Origin of the sequence: Sphingomonas sp. BAUL-RG-20F-R05-02, from assembly GCF_022662305.1 — a bacterium.
Taxonomy (GTDB): domain Bacteria; phylum Pseudomonadota; class Alphaproteobacteria; order Sphingomonadales; family Sphingomonadaceae; genus Sphingomonas.
Genome location: NZ_JAKNQH010000019.1, coordinates 1 through 16,035, shown reverse-complemented (window position 1 = coordinate 16,035; position 16,035 = coordinate 1). Strand labels below are relative to the sequence as shown.

Below are 16,035 nucleotides of genomic sequence, written 5' to 3'. Positions count from 1 at the left end.
CTATCGGCTGAACCCGCGATCCTGGTCGCGCTCGCGTGCCCGCTGCATCTCGATCTGACGTTGCCGCATCTGCTCAACCGCCTGCTGCCGGTCGCGGTCCAACCCCAGCTCGGGTGCCTGACGCTCCAGTTCGCCCCGCAGGGCGGGATCATGCCTCAGCTCGTCGATCATCTCCGCCTGCGCCGGGGACCGACCGCCACCACCGCCGGCCTCCAGCCCCCGCCAGCGTTCCATGAAACGATCAGCGCGCAAGCCCGGATCGGCACGCACGCGCGCCTCGTGGGCCATCGCTTGGGAAACCCTGCTGGTTTTTCCGGCTGCGGCATCGTGGATCAGCGTTGGATCGCGCTGAAACGCCGAAACGAGGTCATGCGTGCTATGATCGCGCATCCTGTCGAGTGCCTCGGCTGCGCGGTCCATTGCGGTCATCTGGTGCGGCAGAACCGGCAACCCTTTACGCTGCATCTCCGCCGCATCGAGCGTAGCGCGCGCATAGCGCCGGATCGCGACATCCTGATCAGGCCGGCTCGTGCTTTCGGGTACGGCGTCGCGACGCTCTGCGTCCCGCGCATTTGGGCGGAAGCCTGCAAACATGCTCTTCGCTTTCGTCTCCACCGTTCGTACGATCTCGCGCACCCGCTCTGGCAAGCGGATCTCGCGTCTGTCCGCGAAAGCACGAGCAGCCTCGTCCGGCTCGGCCACATAGTCCGTCGCCATGTCCTTCGCCCGATCGCGCGACAGCACTGCGGCGAGCTTCGCATCGGTCGCGAAATCGTCCCGGCCATAGTGGAGCTGCACCCCGTCGCGGTGCCGCGACAGCGCGACGTAGGCCGCGTGCCGGTCCATGCCTGGTGTCGCCAGCACATGCGTGCGATCGACTGTCACGCCCTGCGACTTGTGAATGGTGGCGGCGTAGCCGTGATCGACTGCGGCATAGTCCTTCACGTCGAAGGCAACCTGCCGCCCGTCATCGAGCCGCACGCCCATTCGCTCAGGCGCCACCTGCTCCACCGTACCCAGTGTGCCGTTCTTCACCCCCATATTCCGCTCGTTGCGCAGGAACATGATCCGGTCACCGGACGCGAACTGCCGTGTTCCGCGATCTGCATGGACGGCCACGTCCCGCCCGAGATCACCCGACGCCCGCAGCCGCTCGCGTGCTTCCTCGTTGAGGGACTGCACCTCCGCATTAGTATGCGTAAGGATGATCCGGCTCTTGTCGGGCTCCGCCTGGCGCTGCCGGTCCCACTTGCCGACCAGTACCGCCCGCGCCTGATCTCGCGTGTCGTTGACGCGCACCATGTCATGGTCGCGGTACGCCTGAATAGCCTCGTCCGTCCGTCCCGTGGCGAGCCAGCGCGTGGCATCGCGCTGCCAGTCCGCCCTTTGCCGGCGGATCTCGGTGATCTCGGCCGCGCCGTGCCGCTCGGATAGCGCACGAAAGGCTGCCCCTGCCTCAATCGCCTGCAACTGCTCGGGGTCGCCGACCAGCACCACCTTGGCACCAGCCTGGTCGGCTGCGGTCAGCAGCCGCTCCATTTGCCGAGTGCCGATCATCCCTGCCTCGTCCACCACCAGCACGTCGCGGGGGCCAAGCTGCTCGCGGTCCTTGCCCCAAGCGTATTCGAGGCTGGCGATGGTACGCGAACTGATGCCGGAGCCGGCCTCCAGGTTCTCGGCTGCAATGCCGGACAGCGCGGCACCGCGCACCGTGTAGCCCGCTGCCTCCCAAGCCTCACGCGCCACGCCCAGCATCGCCGACTTGCCGGTGCCGGCATAGCCGATGACCGACGCAAGGCCGTCACGTTCCGTGATTCGCCCCAGCGCATCGCGCTGCTCCCCGGACAGGGTAAGCCCCCTGCCCTCCGCCGCATCCAGGGCGCGCTGGACATGCCTGGCGGCAACGAAATGATCCCGCGTACCCGCAAGCCGATCTGCCGCCTGCTCAAGCCGTGCCTCGGTCGCGATCATCTCCCGGCTGGTAAAGCGCTCCTGATCGCGGCCGTCCTTGCCCAGCGCGACCAGCTCGGGGCTGGCGCGCACAGCCTCCAATACCTGGTCATACTGTTCCCTGCCGTCCGAATGCCGGAACGCAAACACCGCGAGATCACGCGTCGTGAACGTCGCCTGCGTCCGCGTGATCGCGTCCAGCGCAACCTGCGGATCAGCGATGATCTTCTCGCCATTTTCGCGTGCGATGCGGGCGTGGTCTTCGATCCGCTCGGCTTCGAGACCCTGTTCCGGCCGGCGTGATGCAGCGGGCCCAATCTTGTGCTGCGGCTCCAGCGCGATGCCCTGCTCGGCATAGGAGCGATGATCGATCCGCGCATCGATCCCAAGTTCCGTCAGCCGTTCGTTGACGTGCGCCCCCCACGCTTCGCGCCAGTGCTGCAATAATGCCCGGTCGTTCCACGGCACCACCTTGTTGCCAAATCCTTCCGGCCCGACCTCGCGCATGGTCATCATGACGTGCGCGTGTGGCTTCGGACTGCCGTCCTCCGCTTTGTCCCAATGCACGTTCAGGTCCGCGATCATCCCACGATCGACAAACTCGCGTATGACGAAGTCACGCGCCACCGAAACGCCCTGATCGCGGGTCATCTCGCGGGGGATCGAGAACTCGATTTCACGGGCCAGCTGGGCATCCTTGCGCTTCTCGCCAGCTTCCACTGCATTCCAGAGCGTTGTGCGATCCGCCAGATGCTTCGGCGCACCTTCCGGCAACATCACCTCGGAGTGCATGACGCCGGTCTTGTTCGAGAAGTCATGGTGCCGCTGCAGCCGTTCGTCGAACAGCTCGGATGCGGAGCGGTAAGCGGCTGCCGCAACAGCGCTGGAGCCAGCTGAACGGCCGATCACCTTTGCGGAGAAATGGTAGATCGCCATGACGATCGCGTTTCTACCCTTCTTAGCGCAGATCGGCAACGATATATAAGCGCGCACTCACAGCTCGCTTCGCTCCCTGCTTGTGACCTGCTCCGCTTATGCTAAAGTGATGCTCAAGCGCGTCGAACCGTTTGCCTTGAACGGCTTAATGTGGAGGGTGGAGACATCTATGCCTAAGGTCCGAGACTATAACGCTGAGCTTAAAGCGCTAGAAGAACGCGCACGAGGTCTAAAGGCAAAACGCATCGAACAGCTCGGCAGCCTTGTCGCTGCGACTAGCGCCGATACACTTGACATCGAAATTCTCGCTGGCGCTTTGCTCGACGTCGTTTCTTCGAAGGATAGCGGCGTAAAGGAGGCATGGCGGGCAAAAGGCGCCGCCTTCTTTCAACGACGCGGGCGCAAAGCTGGCCAAAAGGCTGATGGCAACGCCGAAGGCACAGCGACGCAACTGGGCATTGATTCAGCGCTTGGAAACGAACCGGCGTCGGACTGATACGCGGGACTGGATCATGCAACGACGCGAGCGCACCCGTCACCTTATAGAGCTCGGCGGCCTTGTCCAGAAGGCTGGTCTGGTCGACCTCACGCAAGACGATCGCGCCACCATCTACGGAGCACTGCTCGAGCTCGTTGGTAAGGCACTGTGCGACGACGCCGGCAGTACGCTCGCGCTCTGGAAACGTCGCGGTAAACGCGCGTTCGATACCGAAGCAGAAGAAAGCATTACCAATGCTTGATCTGTCGACGCGGAACGCTTGCGGTGCCAGCGCGTAGCTGTCTCAACTCGTGCCGATGGCGGATTCATTCTTGGTTCGCCGAAATGAGTTTACCATCAGCTGATGGTCCTTCATTTCAGAGGACGCCTTGCTAAGCCTGAGCGGGTATGAGGTATGCAGTGGCGAAGATGAGGAGGGAATTTTCTCCCGAGATCGAGCGAGAGGCAGTTGCTTTGCTGGAGAGCAGCGGCCGGGCCAGCGATGCGGGTGGCGCCCGACGTGGGCATTTTGCTATTGCGGACCTGGCGAACGGCGGATGGCGGCGGGAGTGCACGATCGCGAGCGGCTTCAGCACCAGGTATGCCGCCGCTGCCGTGAACAGCGGACCACGGCATCGGAGATTACGCGATTGAAGCATGAGCTGGACCGTACGCCTAGGGCGCGACGTGTAAAAAGGCGGTCGGCATCTTCGTGGAGGCGCCGAGATGAGCGTCAATCCATCCGCAACCACGCCGATCGTCGGTCGATCCGGCCCATGTGCCGGGTACTCGAGGTTCAGCCAGCCTTGGCGTAACCGCGCGGAAAAACGCTCGTGTGTGGGCCGACCGCGCCTTACTTGGCGATGTTCGCCGTCTACATGCCGAGCATCACGGCCGCTATGAGCCCCAGGATGCATGCCGCGCTACGCGCGGAAAGCGGAACGGCAAGTCGTGGCTGTGTCGAACATCTGATGCCGCGACATGGTATTCGCGCTCTTGCAGGCCGCAGGTTCAAGCCGTGTACGGCTCACAGCTGCCCCCCCTATCTGCCGATCACGCCGCACCTCCTGAACAGGAGTTTGTTGCGGAGGAGCCAACCGTGTCTGACTGACCGACTTTACCTGTGTCGCCACTGGCAAAGGCTGGTTGTATCTCGCCGCCATGCTCAATCTTACGACCCATAAGACCGCCAAAGGGTCGATGCGCCACCATAGACGAAAAGAGCTGCCGCTGGCCGCTTTGAAGACGGCTACGCACCGATAAAGATTGGCTGACGGCCTCATCTGCCATCCCGTACAGCAGCTAATATCCCTCGGAAACCCACCGCAACCACCCGTTGCGACTAGCTTAGATCTGCCCGTATGAAGTTAGGGCCGGTTCACAGTTCAAAGTTGCAACCTACTGTATTGCTGACCATATCAGCAAAAGGTATCGTCCGGTACTGGGGTAATCATTATCCACCTCATTAGGTGAGTTCAGTGCTGGTGTGTATGGTTACCTATGGTTTGGCACTAATTGGTTTTGGTGTATATGGTACCGTACCGGATGGTACCAATTGGTTTGGTAGCGTTTCAATTAGTAGGGATGACTTGCGGTCGCCGGACTAGTGAACTACAGCAGTAGTAAGTGGCGAATTTCATACGATATTTTAAGCGGTTATCGAGTTTTCATTAAACTTAAACTATCTTGTTGTCTAATCGGAGATTTTATAATGCCCGTTATAAGCTTCGCAAGTCCGAAGGGCGGCGTCGGCAAGAGCACCTCGGCATTGATATTAGCAAGTGGCCTCGCGCATGCTGGTGCGAGCGTAACCGTTATAGATGGAGACCCGAACAGAACCCTTTTTAACTGGTCTAGGAATGCCGACGCCACGGTTTTTCAATGTAGCGAATTACCTTCAGACAACGAGATTCTCGATGCAATTGAAGAAACTGCGACACGAAGCCAGTTCGTTATCGTCGACTTAGAAGGCACGGCGAACTTGGCGATGTCTCGCGCCATTTCACGCACAGACTTGGTGGTTATACCTCTTCAAGCATCTCCCGTTGACGCTCGACAGGCCAGCCGAGCGATAAAGCTTGTTGTTGACGAGGGTAGGGCGCTTCGCCGAACGATCCCCTATCGGATGCTTTTCACGCGAGTTAATCCAGCGATAGCGACACGCGATGAACGAGAAATTAGAGCTCAATTTCGCAACGCGCAAATCGCCGCTTTTGGGGTCGCCCTGAATGATCGTGCTGCATTTAGGGCGATGTTCACTCACTACCGATCGCTTTGGGATTTGAGCGATGAAGCAACGGGCGTAGATAAAGCTCGTCAAAACGCCGCGGCCTTTGTGGCTGAAGTCACTCAAGAAATTAGAAATCAGCAAAAGGCACAGGAGAAAGCATCGTGAGCAAGATTGATCTTGGCCTTGGTGACCTCTCCGACATTCAGCCAAACACACCTCGTCCCCAAACATCAGCTCAAGAACGCCTCGAAAACGCAACCATAGACATGATTGGCAAAGATCATGGCTTTACCAAAGCATCCGTACCGTCCTCAAACCCAAAGCGTCGGCGCACCGCAATGCAAGGTGAGCCTCAACACCAGATAAGCATCAAGGGGCCAGTTCGTGTGATGGAACGCCTGATTGACTATTGCGACAAGGAACGTCTTGCATATTGGGAAGCGATCGAAAAATTGCTAGATATCAATGAAGACAAAGGCCGATGAACCTATAATATCATTGGTGAGTCTGGACGCTTCTCGGCCGCAGCGCCCACACTCGGCAAGCACGAGGACGTGATGGGCGTGCTGCTACACGCCCTCCTAGTGCCAGCGGCGCAACCAAATTAGACCACCTGCCTCAGTAGCAGGTCATGCAGCAGTAGCGGCCGAGATTACCGCCTTCGCGGATCAGGCCGACCGGCTTGCTCGTCTCAGCGATTTCCAACGCTGGCAACGATCTACGATCGTAGGCGCAGCCGTCACGAGTGAGCAGCGAGGGAGCCTTGTCGTGCTAATCGCGTGCGGCCGGCCTTGCACGCGAGAAGCGGCAGACCCACAATGTGTGAGCGCTGGTCATCGGGCGCGGCGCGATTGTTGATCGAGCGCTCGCCTCACTTTAGTGGCAGGTGAGGACATGGGGCAGGGGGGCAGCTCGCAACGTCGACGACTTCTACGGCAATGCTTTGTTTCGGACCTATCTTCCTAACCGTGCAGCCCTGTCGGCCGATCAGCGCGAGCAGCTTATGGCTCGCATATTCGCCGCACGCGAGGCTGCTGGAAACAGTTCAGCGCGCGCTGGACAGGTCGCCAACGCGATCGACCTTCCGCCAAAGCGCAGGCAGGATTGCGCGATGCTCTAGACGGCCGCCTGCTGCCGCAGCAGCGCCGCGCCGCGACCCGCCTCAACATCGACCGCATCACCCCAGCCCTCGACTTGATCGTGTCGTTCGCAACCACCTTCACCCAAGCTGTGGATGCGGCCGACGCTTTTACCAACCAGCTGCAGGAACTAACGAGCAATTCGCACTATCTCCCTCGCTTTTTAGATAGGGTCGCCGCGTACGTGATGACCATCTCGCGTCACATCCGCCGGCTGACAACCACCTTACCGGTTGCATCTAGGCCGACCACACTGCAACTGTTTCTGCCCAGATCAGTCCCAAGAACTGATAGGCTCATGCCCTTTGCTCCTTCCTCAACCGACCCGCTGTCGTGAAGTAACAACGGTTCAGAAAGGGGCGAGCCATCCATAAAGGGGCTTATCGACGAGCTCTTGGCCGCTCGCGGGGCGAGTTCACCAGTAAGCTTCACTGCTTGGCTGATGCCCGAGGACGACCACTCGTCTTTCACCTCACGGTCGGCGAAGCGGCTGACCCACAAGGCTTATGACACGTCGATCGCATTATCGGAGCGGGCACCGAAGGCGCTGTTAGCCAAGAGTTGGATGCCAATACTACTCACGCAGACCTCGCGATCCGCAACATACGGGCTGTCATTCCCGGCCGCTCCAAACCGCCGCGTGAAGATTGATCATGACCGAACATATAAGTAGCTTAGAGGCACCGAACGCATGTTCGGCCGACTGAAGACCACTCGCGCGATCGCCACGTGGTACGACCAACTCGCCGAAACCTCCATGAGCATGATCCACATCGCCACTGCTAGGTACTGGCTCGCATTCATCCACGCCGCCTAGTTTTCTGCGCATTCGTTAGATTAATCTCATAGCGCCACCCCGCAGGCGGCCTTCTCTCTGCGTTTAGCCGTCGGCTCGCGTTGTTGATTTGACAAACCGAATACGTTTTTAGCTCTACGTCACGTGGCAAGCTAAAACTGCGGCGCTCGCCTTATTGCTAATGCAGTACTTCTTCCCCGTTTTTTAAGATCCGACAACGAAGCTGCCGAACTTTGAGTAAATCAAGGTTTACGGCAGCTCAATTGCTCTTTATAACTCCAGCGTCAATTTGACGAGGGCTCTCCACCACTAAGATGGTCTTGCGCAGCTTTTGAAGCTTCACTGACGGTTTTTCGTGCCCTCTTCGCAACTGCCTTCACAGGTTCGACCACAGTATCCTTAGCCTTGCGCCCAAGACCAATCTTATGCGCCATATCGCGACGCGTTGCCGAGTAGCTCGGCGCGACCATCGGGTAATCGGCTTTAAGATTGTAGCGTTCACGATACTGCTCAGGTGTCAAACCATGTCCAGACAAGTGGCGACGGAGCGCTTTATAAGGCTTACCGTCGATCATCGAGATTATGTACTCGGGATCTGCCAGTGACTTTCGTGCCGACACGGCAGGCGTGTACTCTTGCGTTGGCTCTTCGACAGTGGGAGCTTTAGGTGTAGCAAGCTGATTTAGCGCATCGTGCATTTGTCGAAGAAACGTCGGCACTTCATCCGCCTGAACGCGCGTGTTGTTATTACCGAGCCAGGCAACGGTCAGTTCGGCCGCGAGCGCAACAGTATCGACAGGGTCAGTCTGTTCAATCATTTTTGTTCCTTTGATCTGTATGTAGGTGGAAATAATACGGGGAAAAGGGGCAGCCGCGGAGCGGTGTTTAACATGCTACGGTTTTATATCGCAATACTGCTTAATGTAAATTTTGTGCTGATCGTAAAACTAGCCATATGCTAAAAGATTGCCTCTACTTACGATTATATAAAGAACTTTATATATAATAAAGGGTATTACAGGCACTCTGTCCAAGTCAATAAATTATAGCTTATTGCCATTATACTACTTAATATTTTTAATACCGATAAATCTGTATTTTGCCCAAAAATTACCGATGATTTTTGTGGAACCAAGAGTAGACTATGTCTAATGTGGCGCAACCGGGACGTGCAGGTGTTGATTGTCTCAGCAATGGGCGCGGGATAGATCATAGGAAGTGCGTGCAGAGGCTTTGCGCCAGAGCGCCTTGAGCTTGGCCAAGGCGTTATCGAATGGATTAAAGTTTGGTGAGTAAGCCGTGCCTACAATGCACAATCACGATGAGCGTCTGTCGATGTGGCGTCGTCGGTTGTTAACAGTACGCTTGAATTAGATGCTTCGGACTTGTGAGCTGCTGTCGGTTTCGCGGATCTGTGAAGCGTTCGGAATCTTCGCAGCGGCTTTCACACCTGACTAGTTCGGGCGGCCAGCGGGCGCGCCCGTAGCGATAAGGAGTTCAGCGCCACAAGTCGGCCAGTTCCATCTTCAACTATTGGACTTACGGGCGCGCTGGGCGCCTGGCATGACCTTCAGACCAAAGGCCTGTCATTTGGCTTTCATCGTACTGAGACCGAGCGGCTTATGCGTGTCTATGGCGTAATACCAAATCCTGTGAAGCCTGGCTCACATTGGGGATTAACAAAGCCGGGCAATCTGATTCAGTGTCGCGAGCTGGAGGAGGCTTGTGGTGGCAGCACCAATCGAGTTGCGTCCGGATTTCGACGGAGGCGAGCTTCGGCTCATAGCGCGGACGAGCAAGGACGGTCGGCAGGTCCGGCGGCTCCTGGCGTTAGCCGCCATTTATGACGGAGGGAGCAGGAGCGAAGCAGCCCGCCTTGGCGGCGTAGGGTCTCCAGATCGTGCGTGACTGGTTGCACGGTTCAACGAGCGCGGTCTGGATGCCCTTATCGTGGCAAGGTGCCGGGTCCCGAGCCGTTGTTGAGCGATGAGCAGCGACTTGCGCTCTTACGCATCGTCGAGGCCAGACCGATCCCTGCCTCGCATGGTGTGGTGCGCTTGCGGCTGATTGAACTGGTGGGTGTGGGACGAGTTCGACATTTCGGTCAGCAAGCAGACCCTGAGCCGTGAGCTTAGCGACGCTGGCTACCGCAAGCTGTCGGCACGGCCGCGTCATCATGCTCAGGATGACGACGCTATACCCGCTTTTAAAGGGCTTTTCCTACCCAGTTGGCAGTGATCCGCGCGTCGTTCCCACGCGGTACGCCCGTAGAAATATGGTGGCAGGACGAGGCCCGGATCGGCCAGAAAATGGCATCACCCGCCGCTGGACCAAGCGTGGCACGCGGCCGTCAGCGCCGAAGGATCAAAGGACGAAGATGGCCTACATCTATGGCGCGATCTGCCCGGTTGAGGGCAGGGCGGCCGGGCTCGTTCTGCCTCGCTGCAACACCGAGGGCATGACGCTTCACCTCGCCGGGATCGCCGCGACTATCGCGCCTGGCGCACATGCCGTGCTGTTGCTCGACCAAGCCGGATGGCATGTCTCTGAAGCGCTTGTCGTGCCGCCAAACATCACGCTGCTGCTGCCGTTCAAATGCCCGGTGCTTAACTGGCAAGAACCGTCTGGCAGTACATGCGCGACAGCTGGCTCTCAAACGGGATCTTTCCGATCTTACAACGACATCCTCGACCATTGTTGCTTCGCCTGGAACCGCCTCGTCGATCAGCCATGCGCATCATGTCGATCGGCACACGTAATGGGCACGTGCGTCATGATCAGCGGGATTTGGTAAGAGACCCTCCGCGACGTCGTAGCTTACCAGGGACGACGGCTGCGGTTAGTCATCACCGACACCTCCTTGGTCACCGTTCAACGCCGAGGCGCCAGATCAGAGGCTGATCGCGGAATTCATCTATATTTGTACGACCATAGGGCGGTTCTACGTCGCTGTCGGCGTCGACTTGTTCTCGCGTCGCATGGTTAGAGGATCGATGAGCGACACCACGACTGCCTAGAATTACAGATTTAGTGGGCTCTCATTGCGCTCTTTAAAACTAAATTAGTACCCTTGCAAACCGATGTCATATAACTTTCGGCCCTACTACTCTCTATAAATTTGTGACAAGATGTCCTCTATGAGATAGTCATGAAACTATTCGTTATCAATGCGAACAGATTCATTACGGGACTTTCCTTTAGGAGTTAGTACTACAACGGTATCAGGTTTAGATATCCGTCGACCTCTACTATCAATTCTAGGCTGATCAGGGACCACGTTTTTTAAACTTATGGAATATTCCGGAAGACGATCCTCTGCCTCAACCTCCTTGAGATGATGCTTAAAACGGTGAAGAGATGCAGTTGATCCGACTTTGGTTGAAAGCAAATCTAGTGGCATTTCAACACTTTCGCCTTCACAGTGGCAATGTGCTATCTCGTACAGCCGCCGTTCAATGGTTCCCAAGCGAAAGTAGTCATGGTGGTAGTGATAGATGTGGCCGTCGCGTGATATTGCGCGATGTAGCCAGCCACACAGTCGGACGCTAACGGTGCGGAGCACCTCGTCACCATTTGGAAGTTGGTGATACTGCGCCTGAGCTTCAGAAAGCCAAGAAAACCAGCCACGATCGATTTTTGACCCGGTCTGAATATTGGTTCTGACCTGAGTGCCCTGTAAACGCTCAAGTGCTTCGCTAAATCGTTGATAATCTCGCTTCGATGGGCGAGGCACTCCAGTTATACGAAAGAAGTCGTGAGCCGTAAAGGTAAACGTGTCGTATATTTTACTTCCATCGGCGATGTCTTGAGCCATGAGTGAAGCAATGTACAAAATAATTTCTTTATCATACATAGTTGCCATACCGGTGGCGCTTGGTCGAATGGCTATCGTTACGTCCCCGAGTTGCCATTCCATCGGCTTGTGAACTGCTACCTTTGACAAGGCAAAAAACGGGAAGTCCATAACAGATCGTTCACCGCGGACCTTTCCGTGCAGCGGACTGTCAAGATCTAGAAGGGAGCGTTGTCGAACAACGACAGGTTGTTTCGATGTCACTTTCAGCTTCCCATGTAGAAGTGGGTGGGATCCCTTCATTAGCGGCGGTTTTCGCTAGAAGCAGCCGTTACAGCGACAACCTTCCCGAAAGCACGAGTTTTATAAGCAAGGCAGGCATCTACGCTAGCTGGCAATCCTGAAGTCAATGATTTGATGTTAGGCTCGAATGAGCGCCTCGTGCTTTCGGGAAGCGCGTCTCGAACGTGGATCTGATACTGTTTAGCGCTACGCCGGGCGAGCTTGCCACAAGGTTCACCGGAAATTTTGGTAGCTGCGATCGCATGATTAAAGTCAATTTTGAGCACGAGCGATCGAGCGCTTCCCTGAGGATTTCGACCTAGTGTCTTCCTGCCGAGTTGGTGTTCAAGCTCACGAATGCGGTTTTTATCTCGCGGACTTTGCGGTTGCTGGTTACGTTATCGTTGCCGGTCACCCCGACACTCGCACCTGCAAGTATAAGCTGCCTCCAGAGGGACAGGAGGCTGGGTGCGGTGCCGTTTCGCTGGGTGACGATTGAAGTGCTGTCTCGACGGTTGAGTGTCTTCTTGGCGATTTACGCCTATCCGCGACACTCTACTGACGGCGGCGATCGCCCTCAGTGATGATCTCAGACAAAGACATGAGCCTGTGCTCAGGGGCTACCCCTAAGCCTCCATGTTAGGCCCAAATCTGTCCTGACGAAACGAGTTCAGTTCAAGAGCCTCAGTACCGCGCTTCGCCCCAAGCTAACTGAGTAGGCAGCGTTAAGCTGCAGGCGTACCTGCCCAAGGTGGCTCTGTTAACCAGTCGTGGTACATAAGCACGATCTGCCGCACCTTGAACTTGTCATTTTTCAAAATGTAAGGGTTAGGGTCGGGATAACGACCTTCCCGAAAGCACGAGTGATGCCTTAGCCATAGCTCGCTGTACGATCTCTCCAGCAGAGCGCAAATTATCACTTTCATGAGATGGTTGCACCTCAGCGTACCGCTGTAACGCTTTGAGACCATGGAATGTTTTCCCTAAACGTAACTCACCCTTGGTGGCACGATTGCTCATTCCCCGTAGATAGGCTCCAGGTCGCCGAACCTCACCAGCTCGATATTTTTGTACGATCGCGAGAACAGATGCTGCTGCACCGCGCTCACCCATTATTTGGCAAGCGGCTCCCCACGCTTGAGGGTGAATATGGTTTTGATAGGCGAGTTGTTCCGCTAATGCCACAACAGGTCCCCACTCGATACTATCGAACTTTAGTGTCTGGCAAAGGCCTGGAACAGCGTTCTTTATAAACCGTAAACCTATGCCGGATTCTTCGAGATCCTTTTCCACTTCAGTTTTGGGCACGACGGGATTCTCACTATTCATCCCGGGCATCGCACTACATGTAGCTGCGTTAGCAGTTTGAAGTTTATTTGTAGTTGTAGAGTGGGTGCAAGGTAACGCGTCCATGCATGTATTATCGTGAGAAACGTGGTCAAAAGTTTGCGCAGTCTCGACAGTTATGGCTGTCGCGATTGCGGCTGCTAAGGCGCCCGCTCGCGCCTCTAGGTCCTCGACACATTCCACCAACAAACGCACATTTCGAACCCGACGCATCTGTCGGGTCGCTAGGAGCACCAACTCGTACTCCTTATCCGCTTTCGTTTCGAGCAAATCAAAATCTATCGCGGTTTTCACCAGGCCAGCTACTCGTCGCCGAGTAGAAGCAAGTCGCCGCCGGTACTCATCAATTAGCTCTTCCTCGGCAGCTCCTTGAGCGGCGATCTGCAGGAATTCATGGTAGCGCGCACCGATTGGGCTTAGTAAAATCCCATAGGCCCACTTGATAAGCCCTTCTTTAGTTCGCACACCTCCCCGGTGCCCATTCGGACTATCGCGGTGGCTAATCAGCTTAAGGGCGACGGCTCGGTCAAGCAGGTTTTGTAGCTGCCTAACCTGGATCCCTAACTTACGAGCAAGCTTCTCATTGCGAGGCCACACAATAGGGAGTTGGCCAGCTTGCCAATCTTGTACCTTGGTCCACGAGAAAAGGACGTCGATGAGCTGAACTACGCTGGGGGATATACCGAGATAGCAAGCAGCACGTTTAAACGCAGCTAAAGCGTGACCTGTGCCGATCCCTTTCGGCAACCCTGTGAAGGCATTTGCTACACTTTCAGCTTGTGCAGCCGCCGCATCAAAGCGTCGAAAACCCGTTCCAGGGTTCTGAGTAGATAGCATTGTTCGGAAACCCCTTTTTGGAGCCCGTGCGGACAAACAGCTTCAGCGCGCAAAACGCGCTAAAGCTTGCAAGATTGTAGGTGCGCTGCTAAAAGGAGTTGCGAACCCTGCTCTTAGTAGGCACATCGAGGAGCCCGGCCTGCCAGCCGGGCTTCTTATGTCAGCACAGTATCTCCCATTTCACCTCTATGCCGACTTCAATGCCGGCTTAGTTAGCTGGCGTTGATCGTAGTTCGTGTCGCGAACCCTTGAACGTCGGTCAGTGCAGATAACTACCTTACTGCAACGGACATGAAACACATCTGACTCGTGCTTTCGGGAAGCTCAGGCTCTGAATTACTCGTGCTTTCGCGAAGAACGTTGATAATTTTCGTACCGCATCTCACGACCCACACGTGCTTTCGGGGAGAGTGTCACGAGTCGGCACGTGCTTTCGGGAAGATCGTGCCGACGACATTTTAAAACGTCCATGGAGGAAGGCATCTTTTCATATCAGCAGAGGGCAAAGGCATGGGATTCGTTGCCACCGCGTTTTAAAGCAGAATTGGGCTATGTCGGTTTGTAGCCGGCAGGAGAGAAGCCCTGACCGATGACTGGCAGCCCATAATCTCGACAGCACAATCGTCCGCGGCCATTCCCAGGCAGCGTGCGCTAAAGGGGGACCTGTAAGGAAGGCTTTGGTCGAAGCCGCAGCGGCTTTACGAGTAAAATCCACGCCCGCTGTGACGGTCAGGGACGCCCTCTTGGTTTCGCCCCGACAGGCGGCGAGGTGTCGGATTACCGGACCATGCCCGCGCTGCTCAACATGCCTGTGGCCAAGCCCAAGGCCGACGAGCTTGTTCGCCGTCCTTCGATTTACGCGCCGCAGATCTCACCGCAGAAGCGTCAAAACTGGTGCGAAGTGCGATGAGAATGGCAAACTCCTGTCCGTTTGCCATTTTACATAAAAGCTCACTGCTCTAGAAAACCCGCTTGCGAGTCATGATCACCAAGCCTCGGTATAAGCCCTGATGACGATGACTTGCTTTGAGAAATAAATCCTAGTTCCAGGAGGTTCGCAACGCGTACGTCTCGTATTGAAATAGATGGTGCACCTAACACTATAGCAATTATTCTATCTCTATGGCGTTTACCAGATGTTACAATGTTAAAACCTGCATCGGCTGTGTAGCCAGTCTTTATTCCATCAACGCCAGAAACTTTACCAAGAAGGTGATTATGGTTGAATATTTTCTGAGACTTCCATACGAACGATCGTGTATTAAAGATTCGATAGAATTGGCTATGATGGTTAATCAGAGCCCGGGCCAGCAATGACATATCATGTGCTGTTGTGATATTACCCGAATTTGTTAATCCGGTAACATTTGCAAATTTCGTGTGAGCCATTCCTAGGTTATGAGCTTTGATATTCATTTTCTTCACAAAATTACCCTCGTCACCACCGAGACTTTCGGCTAAAGCCACTGCTACATCGTTAGCTGAATGAACTGCTGCTGCGCGTATAGCGTCTCGCACCGTGATAGTATCGCCAGGACGAAATCCTAAATTGGATGGGGGCTGACGCGCCGCACTTTTTGAAATAATCAGCTTCTTGTCTTCGCGTAGTAGACCTTCGTCCAGTGCGTCGAACACGAGGTACAACGTCATCATTTTGGTAAGCGAAGCTGGGTGGTGCAATGCGTCCGGTCGTACGGCGTATATTACCTTGCCATTAGCGGCATTAAGAAGAAGCTCGGAGATCTGGCGCTTAGAAGTTGGTTTAGCTGCCCCAGGCTGCGTGCATACAATGCAGCCAAATAAAATTGCTGGAAAGAGTTTAGCTTTCGAACGAAAGAACGATTTATTATTATCTGCAAAGGATGCGCAACGGGTGTTCATTAAATAGTAAACTCGATTAGCGCGGTTCATATTATAGGTGTATACTATGCAACACGCCGTAGAATCATGAGAAAGGGCCGCGCTGATAATAAAACTAGGGAGCTCAAGATCGACACATAGGTCATGGGAATGGTTATGGTAACGAGGATCGCGGCTTTAAGCCGTCGATATATTTTTGGCAATTGCCTAAGCTTCAACCCCGATAAATGATACTATAAATCTCAGAGGTCAGTTGGGATCTCATCCGTGACGGGCAAGCGCCTGATGAGCATCATCGCTAAAAGCGCGTTTGAGAGGCTGTTGATCATGTTCAGCGGCGTAGCGATGCAGCGATGGTGATCCGCTCGCGTTGAACGTTCAGAATTA

General features: G+C 55.6%; 12 protein-coding genes and 1 pseudogene. 8 read left to right on the top strand and 5 right to left on the bottom strand.

Features of this window, described 5'->3' with window-relative positions:
• Complete coding sequence (traA, locus tag L8F97_RS19985) at positions 1 to 2,886, bottom strand: Ti-type conjugative transfer relaxase TraA (RefSeq protein ID WP_242154156.1); 2,886 nt, start codon at positions 2,884 to 2,886, stop codon at positions 1 to 3.
• 169 nt (positions 2,887 to 3,055) lie between these two features.
• Here traA and L8F97_RS19980 point away from each other — a divergent pair, with 169 nt between their 5' ends.
• The 6 genes from L8F97_RS19980 (at position 3,056) to L8F97_RS19950 (ending at position 7,550) form a co-directional block, all read left to right on the top strand.
• Positions 3,056 to 3,382, top strand: coding sequence for a conjugal transfer protein TraD (locus tag L8F97_RS19980; RefSeq protein ID WP_242154179.1), 327 nt, complete (start codon positions 3,056 to 3,058; stop codon positions 3,380 to 3,382).
• A 16-nt stretch (positions 3,383 to 3,398) separates the two neighbouring features.
• Complete coding sequence (locus tag L8F97_RS19975) at positions 3,399 to 3,626, top strand: conjugal transfer protein TraD (RefSeq protein ID WP_242154155.1); 228 nt, start codon at positions 3,399 to 3,401, stop codon at positions 3,624 to 3,626.
• Positions 3,627 to 5,075: 1,449 nt separating this feature from the next.
• Positions 5,076 to 5,759 carry a ParA family protein gene (locus tag L8F97_RS19970; protein ID WP_242154153.1) on the top strand — a complete coding sequence of 228 codons (684 nt, stop codon included), beginning with the start codon at positions 5,076 to 5,078 and terminating at the stop codon, positions 5,757 to 5,759.
• The gene (locus L8F97_RS19965) at positions 5,756 to 6,079 is read left to right on the top strand and encodes a hypothetical protein (protein WP_242154151.1); all 324 of its coding nucleotides are present in this window, start codon (positions 5,756 to 5,758) and stop codon (positions 6,077 to 6,079) included. Before L8F97_RS19970 ends, L8F97_RS19965 begins: the two co-directional genes overlap by 4 nt.
• A gap of 619 nt (positions 6,080 to 6,698) precedes the next feature.
• On the top strand, positions 6,699 to 7,070 hold the full coding sequence (locus L8F97_RS19960) for a hypothetical protein (RefSeq protein WP_242154183.1): 372 nt from the start codon (positions 6,699 to 6,701) through the stop codon (positions 7,068 to 7,070).
• Positions 7,071 to 7,424: 354 nt separating this feature from the next.
• A complete protein-coding gene (locus L8F97_RS19950) occupies positions 7,425 to 7,550 on the top strand; it encodes a hypothetical protein (protein WP_409929069.1) in 126 nt (41 codons plus the stop codon).
• A 263-nt stretch (positions 7,551 to 7,813) separates the two neighbouring features.
• Here the strand turns inward: L8F97_RS19950 and L8F97_RS19945 are convergent, their stop codons facing one another.
• Entirely contained in the window at positions 7,814 to 8,347 is a 534-nt protein-coding gene (locus tag L8F97_RS19945; RefSeq protein WP_242154150.1) for a MucR family transcriptional regulator, read from the bottom strand.
• Between the two features lie 910 nt (positions 8,348 to 9,257).
• Between L8F97_RS19945 and L8F97_RS19935 the strand changes: the two are divergent.
• Positions 9,258 to 10,286: pseudogene (locus L8F97_RS19935) on the top strand (IS630 family transposase); the annotation flags it as partial.
• A gap of 397 nt (positions 10,287 to 10,683) precedes the next feature.
• Here L8F97_RS19935 and L8F97_RS19930 read toward each other — a convergent pair.
• Both L8F97_RS19930 and repC read right to left on the bottom strand, forming a co-directional pair.
• A complete protein-coding gene (locus tag L8F97_RS19930) occupies positions 10,684 to 11,625 on the bottom strand; it encodes a replication initiator protein A (RefSeq protein WP_277925100.1) in 942 nt (313 codons plus the stop codon).
• An 807-nt stretch (positions 11,626 to 12,432) separates the two neighbouring features.
• Complete coding sequence (gene repC / locus L8F97_RS19925; RefSeq protein WP_242154146.1) at positions 12,433 to 13,788, bottom strand: plasmid replication protein RepC; 1,356 nt, start codon at positions 13,786 to 13,788, stop codon at positions 12,433 to 12,435.
• Positions 13,789 to 14,575: 787 nt separating this feature from the next.
• Here repC and L8F97_RS22725 point away from each other — a divergent pair.
• Positions 14,576 to 14,698 (top strand): hypothetical protein, encoded by a 123-nt coding sequence (locus L8F97_RS22725; protein ID WP_277925099.1) that lies wholly within the window; start codon positions 14,576 to 14,578, stop codon positions 14,696 to 14,698.
• Positions 14,699 to 14,739: 41 nt separating this feature from the next.
• Here L8F97_RS22725 and L8F97_RS19920 read toward each other — a convergent pair whose 3' ends face one another.
• Positions 14,740 to 15,699: a D-alanyl-D-alanine carboxypeptidase family protein gene (locus L8F97_RS19920; protein WP_242154145.1), complete on the bottom strand. Its 960-nt coding sequence runs from the start codon at positions 15,697 to 15,699 to the stop codon at positions 14,740 to 14,742.
• Positions 15,700 to 16,035: the final 336 nt, after the last annotated feature.